Here is a 23614-nt window from a genome sequence, read left to right on the forward strand (position 1 = left end):
CGGGCCGGGCCGCCGCTCTGGAAAGGGAGTTGTCTCGCTGATGTTTGGCACTCGTCGAACCACGATCTTCTTTGCTACCGATATTCACGGCTCCGAGCGCTGTTTTATGAAGTTCATTAACAGCGCCAAGTTTTATGGCGCCAATGTCCTGATCCTGGGGGGCGATATTACTGGCAAAGCACTGATCCCCATTGTGCGCGATGGCCATCATAGTCGCTATCGAGCCACCTTTCTGGGGGAGCGAGTGACGCTCGAGTCTGAGGAGGCCGTCGCTGCCTTCGAGCGTCAGGTGCGCCATGCGGGCGCCTATCCGTTTCGAACCACGGCGGAGGAGCTGGCCACCCTGGAAAGCGACCGGACGCTGGTCGATCGTCTGTTTACGCGCCTGATGGTCGAGAGCGTGCAGCGTTGGTGTGAGCTGGCGGAGGAGCGCCTCCGCGGAAGCGGTGTGCGCTGCTTTATCGACGCGGGAAACGATGACGAGCCGGAGATCGTGGAGGTTTTGAAGCAGGCCAGTTACGTGGAGATGCCCGAGGGCCGGGTGGTACTGATCGATGATGAGCACGAGATGGTCAGCGCAGGCTTCGCGAACCTGACGCCCTGGCAGGCCCCGCGCGACATTCCTGATGAGGAGTTAGGTCGCTTTATCGAATCAATGGCCTGTCAGGTTGAGCATCCCGAGCGAGCGATCTTCAACGTCCATGTCCCGCCGTATGGCTCCGGTCTGGATACCGCGCCGCAGCTGGATGAGCAGCTCAAGCCGGTCGTCGTCGGTGGCGAGATTGCCACCGGGCCGGTGGGCAGCAAAGCCGTGCGCACGATGATCGAGCGATTCCAGCCCCTGGTCTCGCTGCATGGTCACGTTCATGAGTCGCGAGCGGTGAGCAAAATCGGGCGCACGACCTGTATCAATCCGGGCAGCGAGTATGGCGACGGGCATCTGCGCGCTGCGCTGGTCACGCTCAAGGGGCCGAAGCTGCTCAGTTATCAACTGATCACTGGATGAAGCCCACTCACTCGATCCGTCAGTCAAGACGACCAAGGAAAGGCGGTGGCCATGACAAGGCCGGGAGACTTTGAGGCTGGCTTGCCCGCATCGGCAGAGGCGGGGAGCGCCAACGGGCCGGGGCCGACTCTGGCCGACGGCGTGGCGGAGGCCCAGCGTCTGGTGACAGCGCTGCAGCAAGAGGGCCTGACGCTGCGCCTCCTGGGCGGCCTGGCGGTGAGGCTGCGCTGTCCCAGCGCCCGTCATCGCTCTCTCGCGCGCTCCTATGCCGATCTGGACTTTGTGGCGCCCAAGAAGCAGGCTCGTCCGTTACGGGTTGCTCTGGAGGCCAACGGCTATGTTGCTGACCGACGCTTTAACGCCCTGCACGGCGAGCGGCGTCTGCTCTTCTACGATCAGGTCCACCAGCGCCAGATCGATATTTTTCTCAGCGTCTTTGAGATGTGTCATAAGCTCGTGCTGGAGCCACGTCTCCAGTTGCATCCGTTGACGCTATCGCCAGCCGATCTCTTGCTGACGAAGCTGCAGATTGTGGAGCTGAATGCCAAAGATATTCAGGATCTGCTGGCGCTGCTGCTGGACTTCCCTCCCCAGGAGACGGCAGCCAATCCTGGCGAGCAGCTTGATATGCGCATCGTGACGCAGGTCTGCGCTCACGATTGGGGCTGGTACACGACCGTCACTGATAATCTGCAGCGCGTGGCCCAAGAGGCGGATCAGCTTTTGCAGGCCGAAGAAGCAGCCCGTGTCAGGCGGCACATTGAAGAGATGCTGCGCCTGCTGGATCAGGCCCCGAAGTCCAGCGCCTGGAAACTGCGGGCCCTGGTCGGGCGGCGTCTGCAGTGGTATGAGTTGCCGGAGGAGGTGCATCGCTAGTCTCCTCGCTTCTCTCTGGCGGTCTGCCTCCGCCTCGAACTGAGAAAAACACGTTCCTGTCAGCCCTGCACCTCAACCGATTGGAGGCAATAGGGGCTTCGAAGCCTCTATTGCCTCCTTGCTTTTTGGGGCTCCGAGCTGGAGGCCGATGCGCTGTCTCTCTTCAGAGATGAGCCGGGGCGGTGTTCTGCGAACCATGACCCTTCCGCAGCCGGGCTGCTGTCTGCTACACTTGAAGAAGCAGCGTGAGAAACAGGTGCCATCACTCTGGACAGGTGTCAAAGCCCTGCCTTTCCTGAGCCAGGCCAGAGCTGCGCTGAGGGCAGGACAGGATCAGGGGACCGGGCCGGTTCTCTGCTCTGTTCGGGGAGAAGGACGAGCGGCTGCTTTTGGGCAGGCGCCCGGCGCCTCTTCCTCTGGCCGTGGCGTCGGGCCTTGAACACCTGGTAACGCAGCGGCCCGTGTTGGCCTGACCGGGGGCGCCATCAATCTAACAAGCGAGGAGCAAGAAGCATGGAAGAAGCCACCAAGCATACCTATATCATCGACCCAGAGAATGCGGGCGAGTTAGCGCGCTTAATGCAACAGGACCGGCTGCTGACCGAGGGCATGGGGGGACTCTTTCCCGAGGGGCAGCAGTTGCCGGAAGGGGGGAGAGTGCTCGATCTGGCCTGTGGTCCTGGTGGCTGGGATCTGGAAGTGGCCTTTCACTATCCGCACGTCGAAGTCATCGGCATCGATATTAGCCAGCAAGTGATCGAGTATGCCCGGGCCCAGGCGCAATCGCGTGGACTGGAGAACGCCCACTTTCAGGTGATGAATGTGATGGAGCCATTAGCGTTCCCCGATAGCTCCTTTGACCTGATCAACGGACGCTTGCTATGTGGCTTCATGCTGCCGGAGGCCTGGCCCCGCTTGCTGAAAGAGTGCTTCCGCCTGCTCAAGCCTGGAGGGATCGTGCGCCTGACCGAAATGGAGTCCCCTTTGACCACCAGTCCGTCCTATGAGCACTTCTTCCATCTTGGCACCCAGGCCCTCAAGCTGGCCGGACAGAGCTTTTCGCCCGATGGGGGGCATGTCGGCATCACGCCGGTGTTGCCGCGGCTGGTGCGGCAGGCGGGCTTTGAGGAGGTGCGACTGCGAGCGAGCGTGATCGAGTGGTCGATGGGGACCGAGGGGCACTATCCCGTTTTCAAGGATGCCTTGCTCTTCCTGGAACTGGTGCAGCCGTTTCTGATCAAGATGGGGATGGGGACAAAGGAAGAGCTAGAGCGTCTCTATCAGCAGGCTGTAGCAGAGATGCAACAAGAGGACTTTTGTGCGCTCTGGAACCTGCTGACGGTCCGGGGACGCAAGCCCGGCACGACAGACGAAGCCGCGTTATAAGCATGAGTTCCGAAGCTGGCGGGGCGTGGTTGGCTCGGGCCAGGCTGGCTGCTTTGCTCTACTGATCAACCTGGCCCAGACTTGCTTAACCAGTTCTTTGGCAGCATGGCCGGGGCAATACCTCCGCAATAGGCAGCGAAGTGGTTTGTACTAGCCTCCTCCCTCTCTGTCCAAGAGCGAGCCGCCTGTGAAACAGGCCCATAGGAGGTCAAGCCTGATGGTATTTGATTGTTCTCCAAATGCCGAGTGGCATGCGAAACATCGACTGCCTCACCATCCAACTTTGGAGCAACGCATACAGTGACACATGGAGCATGCCTGCAGATGCCCCTGTCCTGCTCAGGATGAGGATCTCCTGGAGCTTCTTAATACGAATGCAATTAGACTGAGATACGTTTGTAAGTAAGGCGAAAAGGTAGCATCGTCGGCAAGGCAAATCAGAGGTAAGCTAACCTGGCAGCTGATGATACCGATGAGGCCAGTCTGCCAGGTTGCCCCTGATTGGTTCGCTTACTCTCGCTTATGAACTGAGAGAGAGGGGATATGTACATCCGCTTCCTGCGAATGACAGGCGCGATACCAACCATTGCCCTTTACCACGTCCTTCCCTACGTGGATCAGCTCCCCCCACACAAGCAGCTCCCGCAACTCTGCCAGGTCGCCGACGAAAGTCGCCTGCCCCACCAGACCGCCAATGGGAGTAGCGCGTCGCAAGCGACGTGAATAACTGGGCATATCCTGCCAGCGCATTGTATGCCCCTCACAGCGCACCGCCGCCGCCAGCGCTAGCAGGTGTTCTCGCTGCTCTGCCAGGGCGCGCGCCTCTTCGGCAGCGCCGTAGGCCAGTCCCAGTTGCTCCAGGCGCTCAAGCAGTCGCTGCACGAGGGTAGCGAAATCCGGCTCCTTGCAGAGCGCGCCATGCCGTACCAGGCGCAGGGGGGTCAAGAAAGTCAGCGTCACCCGTTGCTCCGGCAGCGTCAGCGCGCGCTGGCGCACATCCTCCGCCTGCACTGCCAGCGTCGGCGTTCTGACCTGCTGGGCCCCAGCCCGATAGAGTTGCTGCCGCTCCCCGCTAAAAGGATGATAGGCCTCGATCCTCTCGATGCGTAGCTCGCCGCGCCGGGGAGGCGAGCCGTTCTCTGGCAAAGGGCGCCCCAGGCCCTGGCGCTCCAGTTCCTGGCTGCTGAGCATAACATAGGGCAGCAGCTCCACGCGTCGGCCAATGAGCGTCATTCCAAACACGAGTCGCTCGCCTGGCTCGTAGCGCCGCCCGCCCTCTAACGGCGGCTCCAGCACATAGGGGCGAGGAATATCACGCCCCCAGGGCTGCCCGTTCAGGCGCTGCAGCGTTGGCGCTTGCGGGTCATCCGCTGGCGCTAACAGCGCACTGACAGGGCAGACCTGCAACAGAGGACATTCCAGGCAGGTGCGCGCCTGCTTGTTCGTACAAAAGCGATGCCAGATCGCTGAAAAAAGCGCGCCGCGCAGCGCCGTTCCTGGAGAAGCGTCCAGCTCTAAAGGCGTCTCAACGCGCATGGTCCACAGCAAGTGATAGGTTGTTAGCATAAGCCTCCCTTCCATGTGAGTAAGGTCATGTCCATAAGTGGAGCCTCTTCCCTTCCCTGGCCAGGACGGGGGACGGCGCGGCACGCAAGCTGCGTGGCTGGTCATCTCCCCTCGTATCACGGAGGTGGCAAGCGCCGGTACCAGCTATAGGAGTGGGAAGAACGCCAGCGCTGATAAGGGAGCACTACATGACGGAGCACGCGGTCCCGGTTCAGCACAATACGCTCGTTCGTATAGATGTTGGCCTGAGCGAAGGTCAGCTTCGGCCCGCAGTCATCGAGCACCTGCAGCGTCCCCTGCATAGGAAACGCCTCCTGCCGTGAGGCGGTCAGCAGCAGAAAGCTGCCAGCGGGCAGCTCCGCACTTTGCGCAGGAGGCTGCAGGATCTGGATGAAGCCGCCGCGCTTGCCCAGGTAGTTGAGACCGACCAGCAGCTCCGGCAGCACTGCCGCCAGAGGACTCCCTTCAGCTACCTCGCAGGCCAGACGCAGGCTTCCATAGTAGCTAATGTACTCACGATAAGCGATTGTCGGCTGAAAAGGATACTCTTTTTCTAGACGTGCGCGAGCGGCCTTTTCGGGATTGCTCTTGTCCTTCAGCTCGCGGCGGATCTTGCTGAAGCCCTTGATGACGACCGCCTGTTCCGGTGGTTCCAGGGCGATAGGCAGGTCGCGCAGAGCGGGGAAGAGGCGTTCCCCCTCTGCCAGACCGCGAGTGCGGATCAGGGTGCTAAGCAAGGCCATCTTGATAGCGAAAGGGGTCGGCACCAGCAGCGTCTGACCACCCGAGGATGTAGCGCTGGCCGGTCGCAGCGAGAAGAAAGAGACCGGCAAGTAGTGCGCGACGATCCACATTGGTCGTCTGCCTCCTTTCTGTGTGATCTGCCAACCGACCAATCGACCCCTAGGCCGACGCCGCCTCGGGGGTAATGCTATCGATCAGCGAGCGCATCTGCTGCGAGAACTCGGCCAGCGTATCGAAGGTCTGCAGGCGCACGTGCTGGGGACCAGTGCCGTTCAGGGCACGAACAATGGCCTCTGCCTGCTCGCGGTAGGCCTGCGGCTCATCGCTGCCACCCAGCAGCGGACTGACCAGCGGCGCCGGCGTCGCGGTGTCGCTGGTGCTGATGAAGCCTTCCAGGGCCAGCAGGTGAGGGAGCTGGGTCGAGCGCATGGCGCCGTTGAACTCCAGGAAGCTGTAGAGCAGGCTTTCAAGCAGGACGCGGGTGCGGCGCTGGCGCTCTTCGGCACTGATGGCGTATCTCTGCGCGATATCGTTGTAGCCTACCCGGCTCAGCTCGACGTGGCAGACCACGGCGTAGACGCCGCTGGAAGCCGGGCGATGGAAAATGCTTTGTCCAAGGTTGGCCCCTTTGTGTTCGTTGCTCTCCTCCTTGCGCGCCGCGCCCGGACCGCGCTCCAGGGCGTACTTGACGTGGAAGTAGCTATCGGTCCGTACGCGCTCAGGCAGGGCCACAACCCAGCCGAATTCACAGACCGACTTGCGCGGGACCGAACGCCCGCCTTCAGTCACCAGAATCCCACCAACGTCGTCCATGGCGCAGCGCTGCAGCAGGCCATCGATGAGGGCTGCGCCGGTATCGCCAGCTCCCTTAATAAAGTCGCTGTCGGCATTGATGCGGTTGGCATCGAACTGCTGACAGCCAGCGCAGAGGCTCAGGCCCTCCTCACGTGCGCGGCGATAGAAGTGCTCCATAAGGACATGCTTGAGCATGTCGCCAGAGATGGCATTGACGGTGTGCAGCAGACCGTCGTCGCCGACGATATCGACCATGCGCGTCTGAATCTGGTTCCCCTCGCCGCCTTCGTTGTTGAGGCTGTGCATGTTCAGGGTCATGCGCGCAGCGATGGACAGAGAGACCGCTGTGTTTGCCATAGTGCGATTACCTGCCTTTCTTTATGATGATCGTTATGGGTGCGATTATTCTTGTTGGAAGTGAACGATGAATCAGACCTGTGCGCTTTGAGCGGCAGCCGCCTCTGTATCCTCCTCGCTCTGGCTGCTTTCCGCGGCCTTGCCCCAGCGGGCGTAGCCATAAGAGAGCAGCATCGAGGCCACCAGCTCGCAGGGATACTGGTCGAAGAGGGTCGTAAACTCGTCGATGTCGCTGGTCGTGACGGGGTAGCGCAGATGATGCTGGCTGTAGTCCTCTGAACGCAAGGCGCGTCCCAGCTTCTGCGCCACCTTCTCCTCTTCGCGCGCGGTCTCGGCGTTGTAATGCAGCAGAAACTCGCTGAGGGCTTGCATGAATTCGTCGCGACGATGGATCTTGCGCAGCAGCTCCTGCCCCAGTCCGTAGCGCACCTCGTAGGGATAGTTGTTATCCTGGAAGCGGCGGCGCTGGGCGTTGACCGTTGCCTCGCGGATGGCCGAGGCGATGCGCTGGAAGCCTTTGTTCTGAAGGATGGGGGTCAGTTTCAGGTCCTGGGTTCCTTTTTTCGTTTCCATTGCAGCACTCTCCAGTAATACAAGTTTGTCCAAGCCCTGGCTGGCAAACTGCTTGAGCCAGCGCTTCTCGTTTTTCTCGCGTTCCCGCTGACGGAAGAGGTAAGGGCCATAGCTGGCGGCGAAGCGCCAGAAGCGGCGCAGATCGTGACTGGAGAGAAAGTCGCGGTAGATGCGCAGCAGCTCTAGCTCTTCGCTGCCTTCTTTCCCCTGTGGTCCCTCGATGCGGTTGATGATGGCGATGTGCTCCTCCAGCAGCTCATCGATCTGCGTGGCCTCGGCGACGGAGCGCGGTCGCGGCGGCAGCCACGAAGGCAGATTGATAGTCGAGACGTTCATCACCGCGTGGGCGCTGCCCATGTCCTTGTAGAAAGCCACGTCAAGCCCGTGGGTGATACTGACCAGGGGAGGAAGCTCGTCCGGGTCAAGGTTCTGGCTGCTCGCCAGCTCGTTGCGCCGGTGGTTCACAAGAACCTGTGCCAGGCGCAGGGCGGCCAGGATATCCTGTTTGATGGCCGTGCTGGACCAGCAGATCTCGCGAAACTTCTGCATAATGGTCCTGAGCGTCTCCAGCTCGACCTTTTCGGGCAGCACCACGAAGGTCTTGCGGTCCTTGCTGCCGCTGAGCATATAGGGTGCGGCGCCCAGCATGAAGCCGCGGAACTTGACCAGCTCCAGCAGCCAGAAGCTTTCCAGGCCGCCGACCGCCAGACGGTTGCTTTTGGGAGCATTAGCCCCCTTACCGCTGGTGGGGTTGAGCAGTTGCACGGCAGTGGCCTGTGTCTTGCCACTGAGGCCCTGCTCCTTGGCCCACTTCTCCCAGGTGCGTTGCGCCTGCTCGACCTCGTTGAGCGGCTCGGAGAAAAGGCGGAAGAGCAGACGCATGGCAAACCATTGCTGCTCGGCGCTCAGGCTCTCCCAACGCAGCACCAGCTCATTGAAGGTGTCGGCGACCTTCATAACGTTGATGGCCTTGTAGTGCTCCAGCTCAGGGCTGGGGCCGTTGCTCAGGAGCTGCTGCAGCTCTGGAGAAGGGTTGAGGCGCGCTTTTGGCGACCGCTTCTCGGGCGGCAGTTTGGCGAGCTGTGCCTGTAGCTGACGCTGTTTCTCTTGCTCGGCCTCGTAGTCGAAGATTTCGACCTCGCTGAATGTGCGCCCCTTTTTCGCCTGCCGCTCCTGCTGTTTGGCGGTGCTTAGGGGGCGCAGCAGGGGGAGGCGGTTACCGCTCGCCAGGTCGCTTTCTTCCACGGGAGGGAGCTGGATCAGAAAGCTCTGGCCGGCGTCGTAGATCTCCGCAGACTGCTCCGGACGGCCCAGGCGCGCCAGGCCGAGCCGCATGAGATCGGCTACGCCCAGGGCGAGCAGGGTATCGGCGAATGTCCCGCTCGCTTTGTTGACATAGAGCGTTGTCATACTCTGTCCTCTGTGAGGAGATTTTGCTCTATTTATAAAACGAACAAATCATAAATGATAACTTGCCAGGCATTTGGTACATTATCTGGCGCATGACCTGGACCTCTCCTCTCGTCTCCTCTTTCTGGAGCGAGTATCGCGAACCTGTCAGGAAACTGGCAAGCTTGCCTTGCTAACGATAAGCGTCGGCGCGCTGGTCGGCCAGACGCAAAGCCCGTGTCATGACAAAGGCCAGCCAGGTTTCGTACTGGGGTGTCTGCAGGTCCAGTGCGGGCTGACTGAACTTCCCCGACCTGACATTCTCGGGGAAGAGATCTCCTTGCTGGCACTCTGGCAGGATCAACTGCAGGTTCGTGGGCCGGGGCGAGGTCTCGCGCTGTACCAGGGCTAAGGCTCGCCGCACCGCCTCTAAGGCTCCTGGCGCCAGCCTGCTCGCACCATATTCGTGAGCCCCTGTGGTATGATGACGGGCAATGGCGTAGCAGGTAGCCCGCACCACGGGCGCCGTGGGACTTGCCGGCGTTGTTGCGCCCAGGCAGTCCACGATGAAGCGGCGCGCCAGGGCCACGCTCTCACAGGCGTGGTTAGGACGGCGTTCTGCTAGCTCTTGCTCCCACTGTCGCTCTTCGCGGGCCCGCACGTCATAGGTCGTCTTGGCAAAGAGATAATCGGCTGCCGGTTCCTGATAGTGCAGGCCCTTCTTCTCGTGATAGAGGCGCTCCCAGGCGCGGGCCCAACGCTGCCAGCCCTCAGCGAGCTTACCCAGATCGTGCAGGGCCAGCGCTAACTGAATGGCCTGATCAATTGTGCCCGCTGCCAATCCCATCCGTTCCTCCAGGCGACGCAGCGCATAGGTCAGCTCATGGTAGAGGCCGTAGTGATAGGCGTCGGCCAGTCCCCCAATGTGCTCCTCGTAGCGCTGGCGTGAGACCGTCTGGCTGACTGCACCCAAGCGCCGCCGTTCCAGCGGACGGCTCTGGTAGCGCGTACCCTCAAGACGCTGCTGCCAGCGCGCGGTCAGCGGCAGACGTCCGTCGCGGAAGACCAGGCCCAGATCGCGATCGTAGGTCACCAGGGCCTGCGGCAAAGCCAGCACCAGGGCACTACTGATCTGGGCCGGGTTGGTCACCGGCTCCCACGTATACAGTGGCTCGCGCCGGCTATCGTCCTCGCCCTGGGCCGCTCTCCCGCTCCCGGTATCCATGAGCACCGCTTGTTTGCACACCCAATCGAGGCCCAGCGCCGCGGCCCGCTCCTGTAGGGCCTGCCAGTGCCGTCCCTGCAGCAGACTGGGACGCAGTGTGAAAAGCTGCCATTGCCAGGGCGCTGTGACGATCTCCTCTTCGGGCGCATCGTGCACCAGCAGCGCCACTTGCAGATCATCGCGAATCAGCGTAGAGCGCACACTTGGATCGGGCTTCCTCAAGCTGGTCACCATCTTCTCAAGCAGATGGGGCCGTTGCTCCTCATAGCGTGCCAGCAACTGGAGATCGCTCTCACAATGGACCGTATCAAGCAGGCGACGCTCCTCCTGAAACCGCACTACCTGGCCATCGTACTCGGCCAGGGCCTCCCACGTGCGTTGACAGGGTTCCGGCTCGTAGGGCAGTGTCTGCGCCTGGCCCTGATCATCGACGGGAAGCGAGTAGACAAAGACCTGCCCCTGCTGGTGAGGGAAGCGCGCGCAGCGTCCAGCGCGCTGGATCAGGCTATTGGCCGGCGACAGCTCGCTGTGCAGTGTCTCAACCGAGATATCAAGGCCCACCTCGACCACCTGCGTCGCCACCACAATCACATTCTCGCCCTGATAGCGCCCGCTCTTCTGATCCCAGGCGGCGGGACCAAGCCAGCCCTGCAGTTTCTCGCTTTGACGACGCCGATCCTCGTCACTAAAGCGGCTATGCAGCAGTTGCAGACGGATCTCAAGGCCGCGCGCTTGAATCAGCTCATCGAGCTGCAGATACAGCTCCTGGGCGCGCTCAACACGGTTACAGACCACCAGAGAGCAGCGCTGGTGACGCTCAAGTACCTGCTCAGCGCTCAACGGCTCCGCCACGCGCCGAAAGACGCGCTGACGTCCCCTGGCCAGGGCGGCCAGCTCCTCATCGCTCGCCTCAATCACCTCAGCGTCGATCATCTGCGCCAGTTGCTCCACCAGCGGTCTGGAGAGCGTCGCGCTCATGAAGATAAAGCGCGTCAGATCCTTGAGCTGGCGCAGCAACTCGATCGTCGTGGTCAAGGCGCCAAAGCAGCTCTGGCCTTGCCGATTCAGCGGATACAGATGCGGCTCATCCAGAATCAGGTAGGCGCTGGCGAGCAGGCCAACATTGATATTGGCGCGTGCCCCATCGACGCTATAGGGCACACCGAGAGCGCTGGCCAGCAACTGATCGATGGTGCAGGCCGTGATCAAAGACTCGAACTGGGGATCATCTGGCGACTCGCCTGTTTGCAGGCTGAGCAGTGGGCGCCCGAACTGAGCGTAGCGCTGGCGCAGCGGCTCGATCAAAGGCGGATTCAGCTCCTCCAGCAATTGGTGACAGGTCCTGGTGAACTGAGTTGCCAGCACCCGCATTGGCGTGACGTACACGGCCTTCCCGGGCAGCGTCCCATCGTTGAAGGCGCAGCTTTGCAGGAAGGGCAGCAGTGCAGCCAGCGTCTTCCCGCCGCCCGTCGGAATGACCAGAATCACATTGCGGCCCTGGGCCAGCACCTGTAGCACGCGCTCCTGATAGGGATAGAGAGTCTTCATAAGGGAAACCGTCACCCCTTTCTTTCCTTTCCTTTCCTTCACCTAAGCCTCTTCTGTTTGGACGCGATGGCGAAACAGATCCGGGTTGAGCCTGCCTGGCTCATGAGTGGAGAGAGGACCAGGCTGCAAACCATAGTTCTGACTGGCCCGTTGGACGTGGCTGATGACCCGCCGGCGCAGCTCTTCCGGCTCCAACACCACACAGTCGGCTCCCCAACCGCGAACCCAGGGTTCAATCTCGACCAGATCACCGATCAGGGCCGTCCACTCGCAGCCGTCGCGCGTCAGGCGAATCTCCTGCGACGGATGCCAGCGCGTCTCACGCACCCGCTTCACAACCTGGCTGCTGAAGTGCAGACGCACCCTGACCGGTTCCTCATCGCCATACATCACGCCCCAGGCCCGTTGTAGCAATTCCTCGGCCTTAAAGGAGGGATCAGGGACAAATGACTCATTAATCAGCTCCGCATGCTGGATGCGCTCCAGCTTCAAAGTACGCAAGGCCAGCACAGCGTGACTGTAGCCGAGCACATAGATGGTCCGCCCAATAGCCGATGGTTCCAGCAGATAGGGATCGAAAAGCGTCTCAAAACGGCTCTTGCGCGGCGGCTCGTAGATCAGGCGAACGCGCCGGTGCTGGACCCAGCCACAGGCCAGCGCTAGAAAAATGGCCGAAAAATCCTCCCTTTCGCTATCTTCCGTGAGCAGCAGCGCTGCAATCGTCTCCTGCTGCTCGCGCACGGGAGTGGGTAGCGCCTCCACCAACTTATGCAGGGCCATCGTCAGATGCCAGTTACGCTCATCGCGCGTCTGGGCCAGGAGGCGGCCAGCCAGATAGAGGCCCACCGCCTCGGGATAGCTCAGGGAGAGCTGCAACCTGGGGATGACCGCCCCTTCTGGCAAAAACCAGTAGAGGCCCTCTTTCGTAAGAGGCAGCAGGCCAGTCACCTGCAGCTCATTCAGGTACTTGTTTGCCGTATCCTCATTGATGCCCAGCCGCTCAGCGATCTCGCGGGTGCGCCAACGCCGCTGCACCTGACTCTCGAACAGGTGAATGATCGTCTGCAGGCGATGGACCCGCTTCATAGTCTCGATATTCAAGGCGGCATCTCCTTTCCCTTGGTGCTCTTGCTTGTTTTGGCCTAGCCTGGAAGAGGAGCTGGGCCAGGGGCCTGCCGCTGCGCTGGGATAGCAGTCGGCCTGCTGCTCTGGGGAGAGTATAGCCAGGCGATTCCGCTAAATCGTCGGAATCCCGGTCTCTTCTCTCGGACGGGCCCCCTTGCCTTAGCTTTCTACTCTCCTGTTCCCCTCCCCCTTCACTCACACCACGTCGTTGCAGAAGCGTCGGAACTCGCACAGCGGGCAGCGCCGCTGCTGAGCCGTAGGCCCTGGCAGGCTCTCTGTCTGCAGGCTCTGACGGATCGCCGCCACTGTTGTCTCAACACGGCGACGCAGCGCGCGTGTCAGCGGCACCGGTTCGGCCTGGCGCAGAGGGAGGCTATATAAGAACGCTCCCCTGATAGGGAGACCTAGCTCTTCCTCGACCATCAAGGCATAGGCGGCTAGCTGGAGCATAAAGTGGGCCTGGCTCTGGCGCTCCGAATCCTTATACTCGACAATGGTCGCCTCGCGCAGCGGGGCAGCCAGCGATGGTGACACAATCAACAGATCAACACGCCCCTTGAGACCCAGCCGTCTGGAGATCAGCGGCTGATGAAAGAGCCGCTCACCTTCAGCGAGGCCGTAGCGGCGCAGGCTACGGCGAACCTCGTGGAGCGGGGCCTCTGCGCGATGACTCTCCTTGCCGGCCTGCATAGCCAGGGTCAAGGGGCGAATGGTTGGCCAGGTATAGCGATAGTAAATCAGGCGAGGACAGCAGGCATACTGTTTCAGATCGGTCACATCCAGCCACCACGTTTCTATCTCTTCCTCAAGAAGATGCAGACTCCTCTCTTCCATCACTTACCTCCTTCTGCACTCGTTGTGACCCGTCTTCCACTGGCGTCGGCTCAGCGCGGATAATCACCCGGCGGCTGGCCCAGGCTCGTTCATCAAGAGCAAAGAGCTGGATATTCGCCCCATGCCGTCCCAGGCGCTGGCGCATCTTGAGAAACAGCTCACGTTGCTGGCTGGGAGATAGCTCCCCGATAAAAGCGCTCTGCTGCAGACGCTCCAGGCCATAGTCGAGGCAGGCATCGGCGATCTTCGTGCGCGTGCCATCGTGAGAAATGTCGTAAATGACCAGTGTGCGCATGAAAGAATCTCCCCTTCTCTTCTCCACTGACTACCAACCGGCGACAAAGGGCGTATAGGTCTCGCGATCGCCGCGCAAAAAGGAGGCCAAATGACGGGCCTGCTGCTGTAGAATCAAGCGAAGAGCCTGGCGCTTCCCTTCATACAGCTCGCTGCTCCCGCTCAGGCGCTCCAATACCTTCTCGGCCACCTTACGACGTGTCTCTGCAGTCAGCAACCCCTCGCTATCCTGCTCCAGCGGCACGCGCCGATTAAGCAAACCGACCAGCGTTCGATCAACTGTACACTGACGGAACTCCTCGATCAAATCAAGAACCAGGCTGGGTTTGCCGGGACGGTCGGCATGGAGAAAGCCCGCGTAGGGATCAAGCCCCGCCAAGAGGATGGCCTGTTCAACTTGAGCATAAAGCACGCCGTAGCCGTAGTTGAGGAGGGCATTGAAAAGATCAGTGGCTCCCCGTGTCTGACGCCCGGGCCAATCGATCTGCTCAGGCAGAACATACCTGACGCCCGCCCAGTAGTGCTGAGCGGCCCGGCCTTCCAATGAGAGCAAAGAGGGGCGCAACTCTTCAACTCCCTGTCGATTGATGGTTAACCCGTCCATTTCCCCAAGCAGGTCCTGGATAGCTTGCACCGACTGGTGCAGCTTCTGGCAGAGCTGAGGCTGCTCATCTTTGCGGCTCCGCATGAAGTAGCGCAGCAGATGAATCTGATTCGCCAGTTTGCCGCGGGTGAAAGCCAGGGCAAGCTCGCAGCCCTTAGCGGAACTGAAAGCCAGCAGTTGTGCGCGCCTGGTGAGCACCGTACCTGTCAGCCCGGCGGCGTAGAGTGAGGCTCTCACCATGCCATTTTTCTCCAGGAAATGGAGGGCGATCCCTTCCTCGCTGCAGAGCTTCACCACATCGCTGGAGATCCCAACGCCTGTATCGATAACAAGAATTTGATTGAGATGGATCAGTGGTACTTCCTCCACGACCTGCGAATCCCGGACCAGGCGAATTCTTCCTTGATGTTTACTAATAAAAATGCCTTTCCCTTCCACAATCAGATTCATAGTTTCCCTATTCGTCAGACGATAGCCATTAGCATTTTTATCGGAATCATCTGGTGATTATACTGCAGCTACCAGGCTGAAACAGCCTGAGTAGCTGCGTGCTCATGTCTACAAGAGTAGCGAGAGGATTCCGCTAAAGCATCGGAATCAGCGGCAGTACTCTAAAAGAGGAGAGAAACAAAAGGAAGAGTACTGGCACCTCTTGCCAGCACTCTTCCTCTCTCTACTAGCTCTGGCAGCACCAGGGCCTGGAGGAGCCTGATCTAATGAACTGACACGGGCGAAGAAGCCAACTGATCCGCGCTCACTGCCTGAGTGCCTGGCGAGTGACCGGGACGAGCAGCGGGAAGGTCAGCGTCTTGCCTACCGCTCACAGCCGATCGAGCGGCAGGCTCCTCATTCGTCTTCTCCAGCCAGCCAGGCGCCTGGCCCTCCCTCGGTGGCTTTTGCCGCCAGGCGGATACTCAGCTCTTGTGCCTCAACCTGCTCCCGCAGCGTCACCAGCAGGCGGTCCTGCTCCTGGTCATAGGACCACTCGACCTGGCTGGCGGAGTCGCCGTTTCCGCTACTCTGCTCGACACTCCAGGGAGCGCGCTCAAGGGCGCGCAGCTCCAACACGATACGCTGGCGCTCTGGCACAAAGCGGCCCTCGCGGGTGCCAATGAACACCCGGATCTCATCGCCTTCGACCTCGCAAATGATGCGCCGGCGAGCGTACTCCCCCTGCAAGTAGCCGTAGCCATCGCCGGCGTCCTCGTAGAGACTACTTTCGCCGCTCCCTTCGGCTGGGTAAAGCAGCAGCGTCAGCGGATCAGGCGCTCGCTCTCCCACATAGTTCATCTCGGGCCAAAGTGGCACCGCTGTATTGGCCCGCACATAGAGCGCCGGCTGCCCGAGCGGGGCATAGGCTATCACATGGGTCGGACCGCTGAAGCGCTGACCGCTCCAGAAATGGAACCAGGTGCCAGCGGGCAGATAGACATGGCGGTGACTGACAGCCGGACGTGTGACAGGCGCGATGAGCAGCGCAGGGCCGCAGAGCGCCTCATCATCGTAAGCCCAGGCAGCGGGATCTGCCGGCGCCATCCAGAAAAGCGGGCGCAGCACTGGCGCGCCAGTGCGGTGACACTCCTCGAACAGCGTATACAGGTAGGGGAGCAGGCGCTGCCGCAGCTTGAGCATGGCGCGACAGACCGACTCATACGGCTCGCCAAACACCCACGGCTCTTGACGGCGAGTCTGCTTCTCCGAGTGGTTGCGGCAGAAAGCCTGAAAAATGCCGAACTCCGTCCAGCGAGCCAGCAGCTCACCACTGCAATCGCCGTAGAAGCCACCAATATCGCTGCCACACCAGCTCACGCCCGAGAGGCCCAGATTAAGCAACTGTGGCACGCTCTGGGCCAGGTCCTCCCATGTTGACGCATTGTCGCCGGTCCAAAGCAAGGCCTGGCGCTGGATGCCAGCGTAGCCGGCGCGCGAAATCACAAACGGACGCTCATCCGGGCGCAGGCGCTGCAGCCCCTCGCGCGTCGCCTGAACCAATAACGAGCCATAGGCATTGTGAATCTCGGCATGCAGACGCGGTCGCCCTCCCCCGGGATGGATCGTCTCAGGCGGCAGCGTCCCATGAACCGGAATAAAGACGGCTGGCTCGTTCATATCGGTCCAAATGCCGGCCACACCGGCCTCCAGCAGTGGGCGATGCTGCTCGCCCCACCAGGCGCGTGCCTCCGGATTCGTCACATCGGGAAAGACACAGAGGCCCGGCCAGACCGCATTCTGATAATCCTGATAATCAGGAGTCTTACAGTACAGATCACGCCGCTTCCCATCTGTGTAGACCGCGTAGCCCTCATCGACCTTGATGCCAGCATCGACAATACTCACCACATGGAAGCCTTGAGCGCGCAGCTCGGCGAAGAGACCAGCGGGATCAGGGAAGCGTTCCCGGTCCCAGGTAAAGACACGGTAGCCATCGAGGGCATCGATATCCAGATAGAGCGTATCGCAAGGGATATCGCGCGCGCGGAAGGTCGCTGCCACCTCGCGCAGCTCCTCCGCTGAAGCATAGCTAAAGCGGCTCTGACCGTTGCCGAGCGACCAGAGCGGGGGCAGAGGCGTGTGCCCGGTTAGCTCGGTATAGCGTGCCAGCACCGCCTGGGGTGTCGGGCCACAAAACACATAATAGATCAGATCACCGGTACTTGTGCCGAACCAGGAGCGTCCCGGGTCCTCGTGAGCCAGATCGAAGGCCACCCGCCCAGGGTTATCCAGAAACAGCCCCCAGGCCAGACCGTTGGCCAACACCAGCGTAAAGGGGATGGAGACGTACAGATTATTTTGGAAGACGCTGCGTCCGGGCGGCGGATCGGTATTCCAGAAGAGCCGGTAGCTCCCCGTCTGATCGAGACCGCCGGTGCGCTCGCCGCAACCGAAGTAGTGCTCCTCGGGCCAATGCTGCTTGTAGACACGCAGCGGCAGGCCCAGCGTCCCCGCTACATTGGCCAGCGGCACAGACGCCTCCTCGGCGGGCCGGGCAAACCAGCCCATCCCTAACTCAGGATCATCGGCGGCAAAGACCCGCCCACTCGGATCAGAAAAACTGATGCGCAAGGGATCAAGAGAGAGGTGGGCCGTCGCGAACGGGGTGGCCATGCTCAGCTGCCCCGCTGCCGGCTCCGTGATTATCACCGGGCCGGCCTGCCAAGACTGTTCTACCACAGCCGGCGACTCATAGCGGCGGGGACGACCATCCAGAAAAAGGCCAACCCGGAAGAGGTCCGGCGCGAGTGCCGTCACCTCGACCGTGGCCGGGCCACTGCGCAGGCAAAGGCTGGCCGTGGCCCGCTCGCAGACCTGAGCCTGGCCCAGCGCCTGATAGCCTTCTGGGCCGTGTGGGCCGCGTGGATCACCCGGACCATGTGACCAGGTGGCAACGGGGTGAGCATTGGTGGCTCCTGGCTGTGCCCTCTCCATGAAGCTCGGTTCCTTTCCACTCTAGTTGCTTGTTTTTATCAGTTGATCGCTGCTCATCGGTTCGCTGAGAAACGAACAAAGAAGCGCTGTTGAACTGGGCCGAGCCGGCCTGTGAAAACCTGACCCCTCCGGAGGCGGAGCGAGTGCTCCGCGCTCCGAGCGGGGTCTTACCTATCCAGCAACTAGCGTCCTTGCTCGTCTGCCTATCCACTCACCTGTGAAGGAAAGCGGTACTGCATCCCGGTCAGGCAGATCATGCCTGATAGACCTCGATGCCGTTGATGAAAGGATTATCGGCGCTTCCTTGAGTAAAGGAAATCACGATCTGGCCGCTGCTGTTAGCCTGAACCGTAAATTGGCGCTGCAGAGCGGTCTTATAGCCCGCTGTCGCATAGACATCGAAATTACTCAGCACTGCCTGCCCATTGATCACCACGTTGAAGACGCGCTTGCCAGCGGCCTGGAAAGTCAACTCAGCCCAATCCAGCTTCACCGTATAGCGGGCCCCAGCAAACAGCCCAGTGATTGTGTACGTAAAGGAGCTATTCCAGCGGCAGGACTGCCAGACCGCCTGTGGGGCGGGATTGCTCACCCCGCTGGTATTGATGGCTGTCGAGGTATCGCTATACTGATTCCCCTGATTGTAGCCCGTATCGGCCACAAAATTGCCTGCAGTTGAACCACCGGCATTGATGGCGGTGATCAGTGTTCCTGTCGGGGGCGGTGTCGGCGTGCTGGTTGGCTTCCAGATCTCGATGCCATTAATGAAAGGATTGTCGGCCTTGGCTGTCCCCTGAGTGAAAGCAATGACGATCTGGCCGCTGCTATTGGCGGCCACATTAAACTGGCGCTGTACGGCAGTCTTATAGCCTGCCGTGGCATAGACGTCAAAGTTAATCAGGGCTGGGCTCCCGTTGATCGTCACATTGAAGACGCGCTGGCCGGCGGCCTGGAAAGTCAACTCGGCCCAATCCAGCTTCACCACATAGACCGTCCCTGCCGTCAGGCCGGGGATGGTATACGTAAAGGAGCTATTCCAGCGGCAGGACTGCCAGACCGCCTGTGGGGCGGGATTGCTCACCCCGCTGGTATTGATGGCCGTCGAGGTATCGCTATACTGATTCCCCTGATTGTAGTCCGTATCGGCCACAAAATTGCCAGCCGCACCGCCGCCGGCATTGATCGCCAGAACCAGCGTCCCCGAAGGGGCGGGCGTTGGGGTCGGCGTGGCCGTGCTCGTTGGCGTCACCGTCACCGTTGGGGTCGGCGTGGCCGTGCCGCCCGACGGCTGCCAGATCTCAATGCCGCTGATAAAGGGATTATCGGCCCCGCCCTGCGTAAAGGCGATCACAATCTGGCCACTGCCGTTGGCCGTCACCGCAAACTGCTTCTGCAGGGCCGTCTTGTAGCCTGCCGTGGCGTAGACGTCGAAACGGCTCAGCACCGTCGTCCCATTGATTGCCACATTGAAGAGGCGCTGACCGGCAGCCGTCCAGGTCAATTCTGCCCAATCGAGCGCCACCGTGTAGGTAGTGCCTGCGCGCAGGCCGCCGATTGTGTACGTAAAGGAGCTATTCCAGCGGCAGGACTGCCAGACCGCCTGCGGGATAGCCTCAGCCACACGGCTGGTGTTGATCGTCGTCGAGGTATCGCTATACTGATTCCCCTGGTCATAATTGGTATCAGCAACAAAGTTGCCCGCCGCGCTGCCGCCAGCATTAATAGCCAGGACCAAGGTCCCCGTCGGTGCCGGCTGCGGCGTCGGGGTTGGCGAAGGAGTTGGCGTCGGCAACGGAGCCGTTGGCGAAGGCGCCGGCGTTGGGGTCCCTGTGGGGAAGCCGCAGACCTGTGAGCTGGGACTCCAGCCGGAGTTACCGCTGCCCAGAGTAATATTCCAGGAGCCGCTGCTCTCGCAGCTCTGGATACTGGCCACCGTCAACCCGCTGGCCGTCACATTGCTTGCCGAGCCGGTCACCTGGCTCACCTTATTCGAAAAAGCAAATTCGGCGCCGCTGATGTTCACCCCATTCATATTGATCGTACTGATGGGGTTCCCACCATCGAACGAAATCGCCATGTACTGGCTGTTATCGATCTCCACATTCGAGACCGTAAACGTCGCATTCATCGCCCCGCTATCGGCCCAGAACATCAGTGCGCCAAACTGCTGGATGCCCTGATCGCCGATGCCCGCCGTCTGCCGGATCGTATCATTGCTCACCGTCGTCGTCCCGGCGAAAGGCGCGGTAGCGTTGCCAAAGTCCTCATAGTCGATCATGATGCCGCCGCCGCGATACTGCGAGCCGGTCACCAGATCGTTCGTCACGCTATTGCCATTGCCCCCGTAGATCGCGATCCCGTTGGCCAGATACGGCGACTGCACCGTATCGTGGTCAAAGGTATTGTTACTATCACCGGTCGCCGGCACATTATCGGTAGCCGACCACATCGCCAGACCATCGTCGCCGGTGCCGCGGATGATGGTCTGCGTCACGCTGGAGTTGGTCACGTTGCGATGGAAATTGATGCCGTCGGCCAGCACGCTATCGATGCGGCAGCCGGTGATCTTCAGGCCGCTGAAGGGACCATCGAACCACATCCCCACCTTGGTGTGTTCGATCCAGATGTTCGAAATCGTCGAATTGTTCAGGGAGCCGCCGATACCGTTATCCTGGAGGCAGTCGATGCGATTCGTAATCTGCCCCTCGATCGCAAAATTCGACAGCGTCACATTGGAGCTGGTCTGACCATCGTAGGCATCGTAGCCATAGACACCAACGCCAGTGCCGTTGCTCCCAACGGGAGCGCCTGTCAGCACGGTATACCAGGGGCCAGCCCCGGTCATCGTCACGTTGTTGACCAGGATATGGCTGGTCACCAGAAATGTCCCCTTGGGCAGCCAGACCGTCTTGCCCTGGGCCGAGGCGTCATTGACAGCTTGCTGGATAGCACTCGTGGCATCGACCTTGCCCGTAGGATCGGCATTATATGGGGGATCGGTCACCGAGATTGAGCCGGCGGGCTGCGTCAGCGGGGCTGGCACCTGCTCGAAATCGGCCACATCGATGGCGTACCAGGGAGCCGTATTATCGGGGTCGACCTGCAACTTCACCGTTGTACCGGCGCTCATCTGCGGCAGCAGGACATGCACCTCATCAAACTGGTGATGCGGTGTGCCGCCGGGTGTATCGCTCCAGTCGTTGGCGTTGCAATTCGAAAAATTCGGCTGCCCGTAGAGCCAGCTATATTTCGACGTCAGTTGCAGCTCCTGAGACTGCTTCACCCCGTTGATGTAGATGCTCAGCGTCGCCGCAATCCCGCCGCCGCTGGCTGAATCGGGGATACTGTAGCGCAGATTCAGGGCATTGGCGGGCTGTGTCAGCGTGAACTGCACATACTGCCCACCTGTCAAGAGTACTGCCTGACGATCCACCGCATCGGAGGCCAGGCTGCCGAGGGTAAAATCGGGGCCGAGAATACTCCCGTTGGTCGTAGCCTGGTGGGCCTCCAGCTCCACGTAAGGCAGCGTGGCGCCGGAGCCACCGCTGACCGCTGCGCTACTGGCCCGGGCCGTGCCCGTCAGGCGCGGCAGCATCAGCGCAATCCCCAGGCTACTCAGCACCAACACCAGCGTTGTGAGAAGCAGCACCGCCCGACGATCTCCACTGCAGCGGAGCAAGGCGATCGCTCGCCGCTTAGCATCCTGCATCAGATACCTCCTTTCATGACAACTCCATGTCTCATCAGAGAGCGAGAGCGTTGAGGCCGGCCCACCATCCGAGGCAGTCAGACCGCCCAGAAAGAACGCCTCAGACCTCCCTGAACCTGTTTGGCCATCCTGGCCTAGCCCTTGAGGCCGGTCAGATTGACACCGCGAATAATCTGGCGCTGGAAAAGCAAGAACAGCAATATAGGCGGAATACTGGCGAAGACCAGACCGGCCATCAAATAGCTGAACGGCAGATTGGCATTGAGGCCCGACTCATGGTAGAGGGCGACCAGCAGTGGCTGCAGGTTGCTGTTGGACAGCACCAGCAGCGGCCAGAGGAAATCTTTCCAGGAAGCGATCACCGTAAAGATCGTAATCACAGCCAGGGCTGGGCGCGAAAGTGGCAGAACGATGCGTGTAAAGACCTGCCAGCTGCTGGCCCCGTCCAGCCGGGCGGCGTCGATCAACTCACTGGGGATCGTATCGAAGAAGCTCTTCAGCACCAGAATATTGAAGGCATTGGCCGCCTCCGGCAGCCAAACCCCGGCCCAGCTATTGATCAGCGACACATGGATCAGCGGCAGATCACTGATATTGACGAACTGAGGAATCAGATAGACGACCGAAGGCACCATCAACGTCGCGAAGAAAGCGAACTGAAGCGCATTCTTACCTCGCAGACGCAGTTTCGAAAGCGCATACGCTGCCGTTGCTGAGACCAGCAGTTGCAGCACCACTGCCCCGATAGCCAGGAGAAGCGAATTACACATATAGAGCGGTAGCTGCAAAATCTGCCAGGCATTGCTATAATTGCTCCACTGGGGATGAGTGGGCCAGAACGTCGGTGGCGTCTGAAAGATCTCCACATTCGATTTCAGAGCCCCGCTCACCATCCAATAGAGCGGGCCGAAGGTCGTCACCGTTCCCAACAGCAGCAGCGAGAAAACTCCCCAGTAGAGCGCGCGCACCAGGGGGCGGCGGAGCATCAAGGGAGAGATCAGCGTTCGTTCGCTGCTGACCATCGTCTCAGCAGAAGAGCGGCGCGTGGCAAGTAGCAGGCGCCAGGCTCTCCAGCGTTGTCCAGCGACCGCCGCTGGCTCCTGCTCATCTGGCCTGTGCAACGTTTCAAAGTGGTCCATCTTCATAGTCAGTCTCCTTGTAGCAGGCGACTGGTCATCCGCATATACACCAGAGCAAAGGCGGCCAGTACCAGGAACAGCATCACGCTCAGAGCGCTTGCCTCACCGAAGTCTGCATTCTGGAAAGCATAGGTATAGATCAGCAACAGAACGCTCAGCGTGGCATGCTGTGGGCCGCCGCCGGTGATCGTAAACGGCTCGATAAAGACCTGCATCGTCGCAATAATCTGCAACACTAGCATCAGCAGCATGATAGGGCGAATGCAGGGCAAGGTCACATGCCAGAGGCGATGCCAGAAGCCAGCTCCGTCGATCTCTGCCGCCTCGTAGAGAGAGGCGGGCACTCCCTGAAGGGCGGCCAGATAGACGAGCATTGTTGAGCCGGCGGCGCTCCAGGTAGCCACCACCACCAGGGCGGGCAGAGCCGTCTGAGGATCTTCCAGCCAGAGTCGGCCTGGCAGATGGACCAGGCTCAGCAGCGCATTCAGCAGGCCAGCATCGGGATCGTACATCCAGCGCCACAGAAAGACCGTCACAATCGGCGGCAGCATTACCGGCAAATAGAAAGCCAGGCGGAAGTAGCTCTTGCCGTGGCGCATCTCATTGATCGCCAGCGCCAGCACCAACGGCACCACATAACCGAAGAGCAAGGCATAGCCGGTAAACGCCAGCGTATTCCGCCAGGCGATAGCAAACAGGGGATCTGCCAGGACATGGCGGTAATTGGTCCAGCCGACCCAGGTCGCAGGATTGATCAGGTCGACGCTCTGAAAGCTCATCACGAAACCCAGCACCACCGGATACCAGACGAAGAGCGCAAAGATCAGGAGCGCCGGCAAGAGAAAGAGATAGCCCTGGACCTGGCGCCAGAGTGCCCAGAGCCGACGACTGAGCGGACCCAGGCGCCGGTGAGCCTGCTCCCCGCGGGCAGCCAGCAGTCCTGCGCCTGACATCAAGGCCGGCGCCGGCTCGCGAGGGGGCGACAGCGGCGATGGTGATGACGAAGAACGTGACATGA

General features: G+C 60.7%; 15 protein-coding genes and 1 pseudogene. 3 read left to right on the plus strand and 13 right to left on the minus strand.

Annotated features, from left to right (window positions below; translation table 11 throughout):
- Window positions 1-40: 40 nt before the first annotated feature.
- The 3 genes from BGC09_RS12675 (at window position 41) to BGC09_RS12690 (ending at window position 3268) form a co-directional block, all read left to right on the plus strand.
- Window positions 41-1006, plus strand: coding sequence for a metallophosphoesterase family protein (locus tag BGC09_RS12675; RefSeq protein WP_069804360.1), 966 nt, complete (start codon window positions 41-43; stop codon window positions 1004-1006).
- Window positions 1007-1057: 51 nt separating this feature from the next.
- Window positions 1058-1882 (plus strand): nucleotidyltransferase family protein, encoded by an 825-nt coding sequence (locus BGC09_RS12680; RefSeq protein WP_084658650.1) that lies wholly within the window; start codon window positions 1058-1060, stop codon window positions 1880-1882.
- Between the two features lie 513 nt (window positions 1883-2395).
- Window positions 2396-3268: a class I SAM-dependent methyltransferase gene (locus tag BGC09_RS12690; protein WP_069804362.1), complete on the plus strand. Its 873-nt coding sequence runs from the start codon at window positions 2396-2398 to the stop codon at window positions 3266-3268.
- Between the two features lie 510 nt (window positions 3269-3778).
- Here the strand turns inward: BGC09_RS12690 and cas6 are convergent.
- The 13 genes and pseudogenes from cas6 to BGC09_RS12755 form a co-directional block, all read right to left on the minus strand.
- Window positions 3779-4834, minus strand: a complete 1056-nt coding sequence (cas6, locus tag BGC09_RS12695; RefSeq protein ID WP_069804363.1) for a CRISPR system precrRNA processing endoribonuclease RAMP protein Cas6 — start codon at window positions 4832-4834, stop codon at window positions 3779-3781.
- Between the two features lie 116 nt (window positions 4835-4950).
- Window positions 4951-5688, minus strand: a complete 738-nt coding sequence (locus BGC09_RS12700; protein WP_069804364.1) for a hypothetical protein — start codon at window positions 5686-5688, stop codon at window positions 4951-4953.
- 49 nt (window positions 5689-5737) lie between these two features.
- A complete protein-coding gene (locus BGC09_RS12705; protein WP_069804365.1) occupies window positions 5738-6730 on the minus strand; it encodes a DevR family CRISPR-associated autoregulator in 993 nt (330 codons plus the stop codon).
- Window positions 6731-6802: 72 nt separating this feature from the next.
- Entirely contained in the window at window positions 6803-8713 is a 1911-nt protein-coding gene (locus BGC09_RS12710) for a hypothetical protein (protein WP_069804366.1), read from the minus strand.
- Between the two features lie 172 nt (window positions 8714-8885).
- A complete protein-coding gene (gene cas3, locus BGC09_RS12715; protein ID WP_069804367.1) occupies window positions 8886-11465 on the minus strand; it encodes a CRISPR-associated helicase Cas3' in 2580 nt (859 codons plus the stop codon).
- Window positions 11466-11507: 42 nt separating this feature from the next.
- Window positions 11508-12566: a helix-turn-helix transcriptional regulator gene (locus BGC09_RS12720; protein WP_069804368.1), complete on the minus strand. Its 1059-nt coding sequence runs from the start codon at window positions 12564-12566 to the stop codon at window positions 11508-11510.
- Window positions 12567-12785: 219 nt separating this feature from the next.
- A complete protein-coding gene (gene cas4, locus BGC09_RS12725; protein WP_069804369.1) occupies window positions 12786-13424 on the minus strand; it encodes a CRISPR-associated protein Cas4 in 639 nt (212 codons plus the stop codon).
- A gap of 49 nt (window positions 13425-13473) precedes the next feature.
- Window positions 13474-13719: pseudogene (gene cas2, locus BGC09_RS12730) on the minus strand (CRISPR-associated endonuclease Cas2); the annotation flags it as partial.
- 30 nt (window positions 13720-13749) lie between these two features.
- Complete coding sequence (gene cas1 / locus BGC09_RS12735; protein WP_069804371.1) at window positions 13750-14772, minus strand: CRISPR-associated endonuclease Cas1; 1023 nt, start codon at window positions 14770-14772, stop codon at window positions 13750-13752.
- A gap of 396 nt (window positions 14773-15168) precedes the next feature.
- Window positions 15169-17748, minus strand: a complete 2580-nt coding sequence (locus tag BGC09_RS12740) for a glycoside hydrolase family 31 protein (RefSeq protein WP_069804372.1) — start codon at window positions 17746-17748, stop codon at window positions 15169-15171.
- A gap of 253 nt (window positions 17749-18001) precedes the next feature.
- Complete coding sequence (locus BGC09_RS12745) at window positions 18002-21457, minus strand: malectin domain-containing carbohydrate-binding protein (RefSeq protein ID WP_069804373.1); 3456 nt, start codon at window positions 21455-21457, stop codon at window positions 18002-18004.
- A 134-nt stretch (window positions 21458-21591) separates the two neighbouring features.
- Window positions 21592-22602, minus strand: a complete 1011-nt coding sequence (locus BGC09_RS12750) for a carbohydrate ABC transporter permease (RefSeq protein WP_218104038.1) — start codon at window positions 22600-22602, stop codon at window positions 21592-21594.
- A 2-nt stretch (window positions 22603-22604) separates the two neighbouring features.
- Window positions 22605-23612, minus strand: a complete 1008-nt coding sequence (locus tag BGC09_RS12755) for a carbohydrate ABC transporter permease (protein WP_084658653.1) — start codon at window positions 23610-23612, stop codon at window positions 22605-22607.
- Window positions 23613-23614: the final 2 nt, after the last annotated feature.

This window comes from Thermogemmatispora onikobensis, from assembly GCF_001748285.1.
In the GTDB taxonomy this organism is placed as follows: domain Bacteria; phylum Chloroflexota; class Ktedonobacteria; order Ktedonobacterales; family Ktedonobacteraceae; genus Thermogemmatispora; species Thermogemmatispora onikobensis.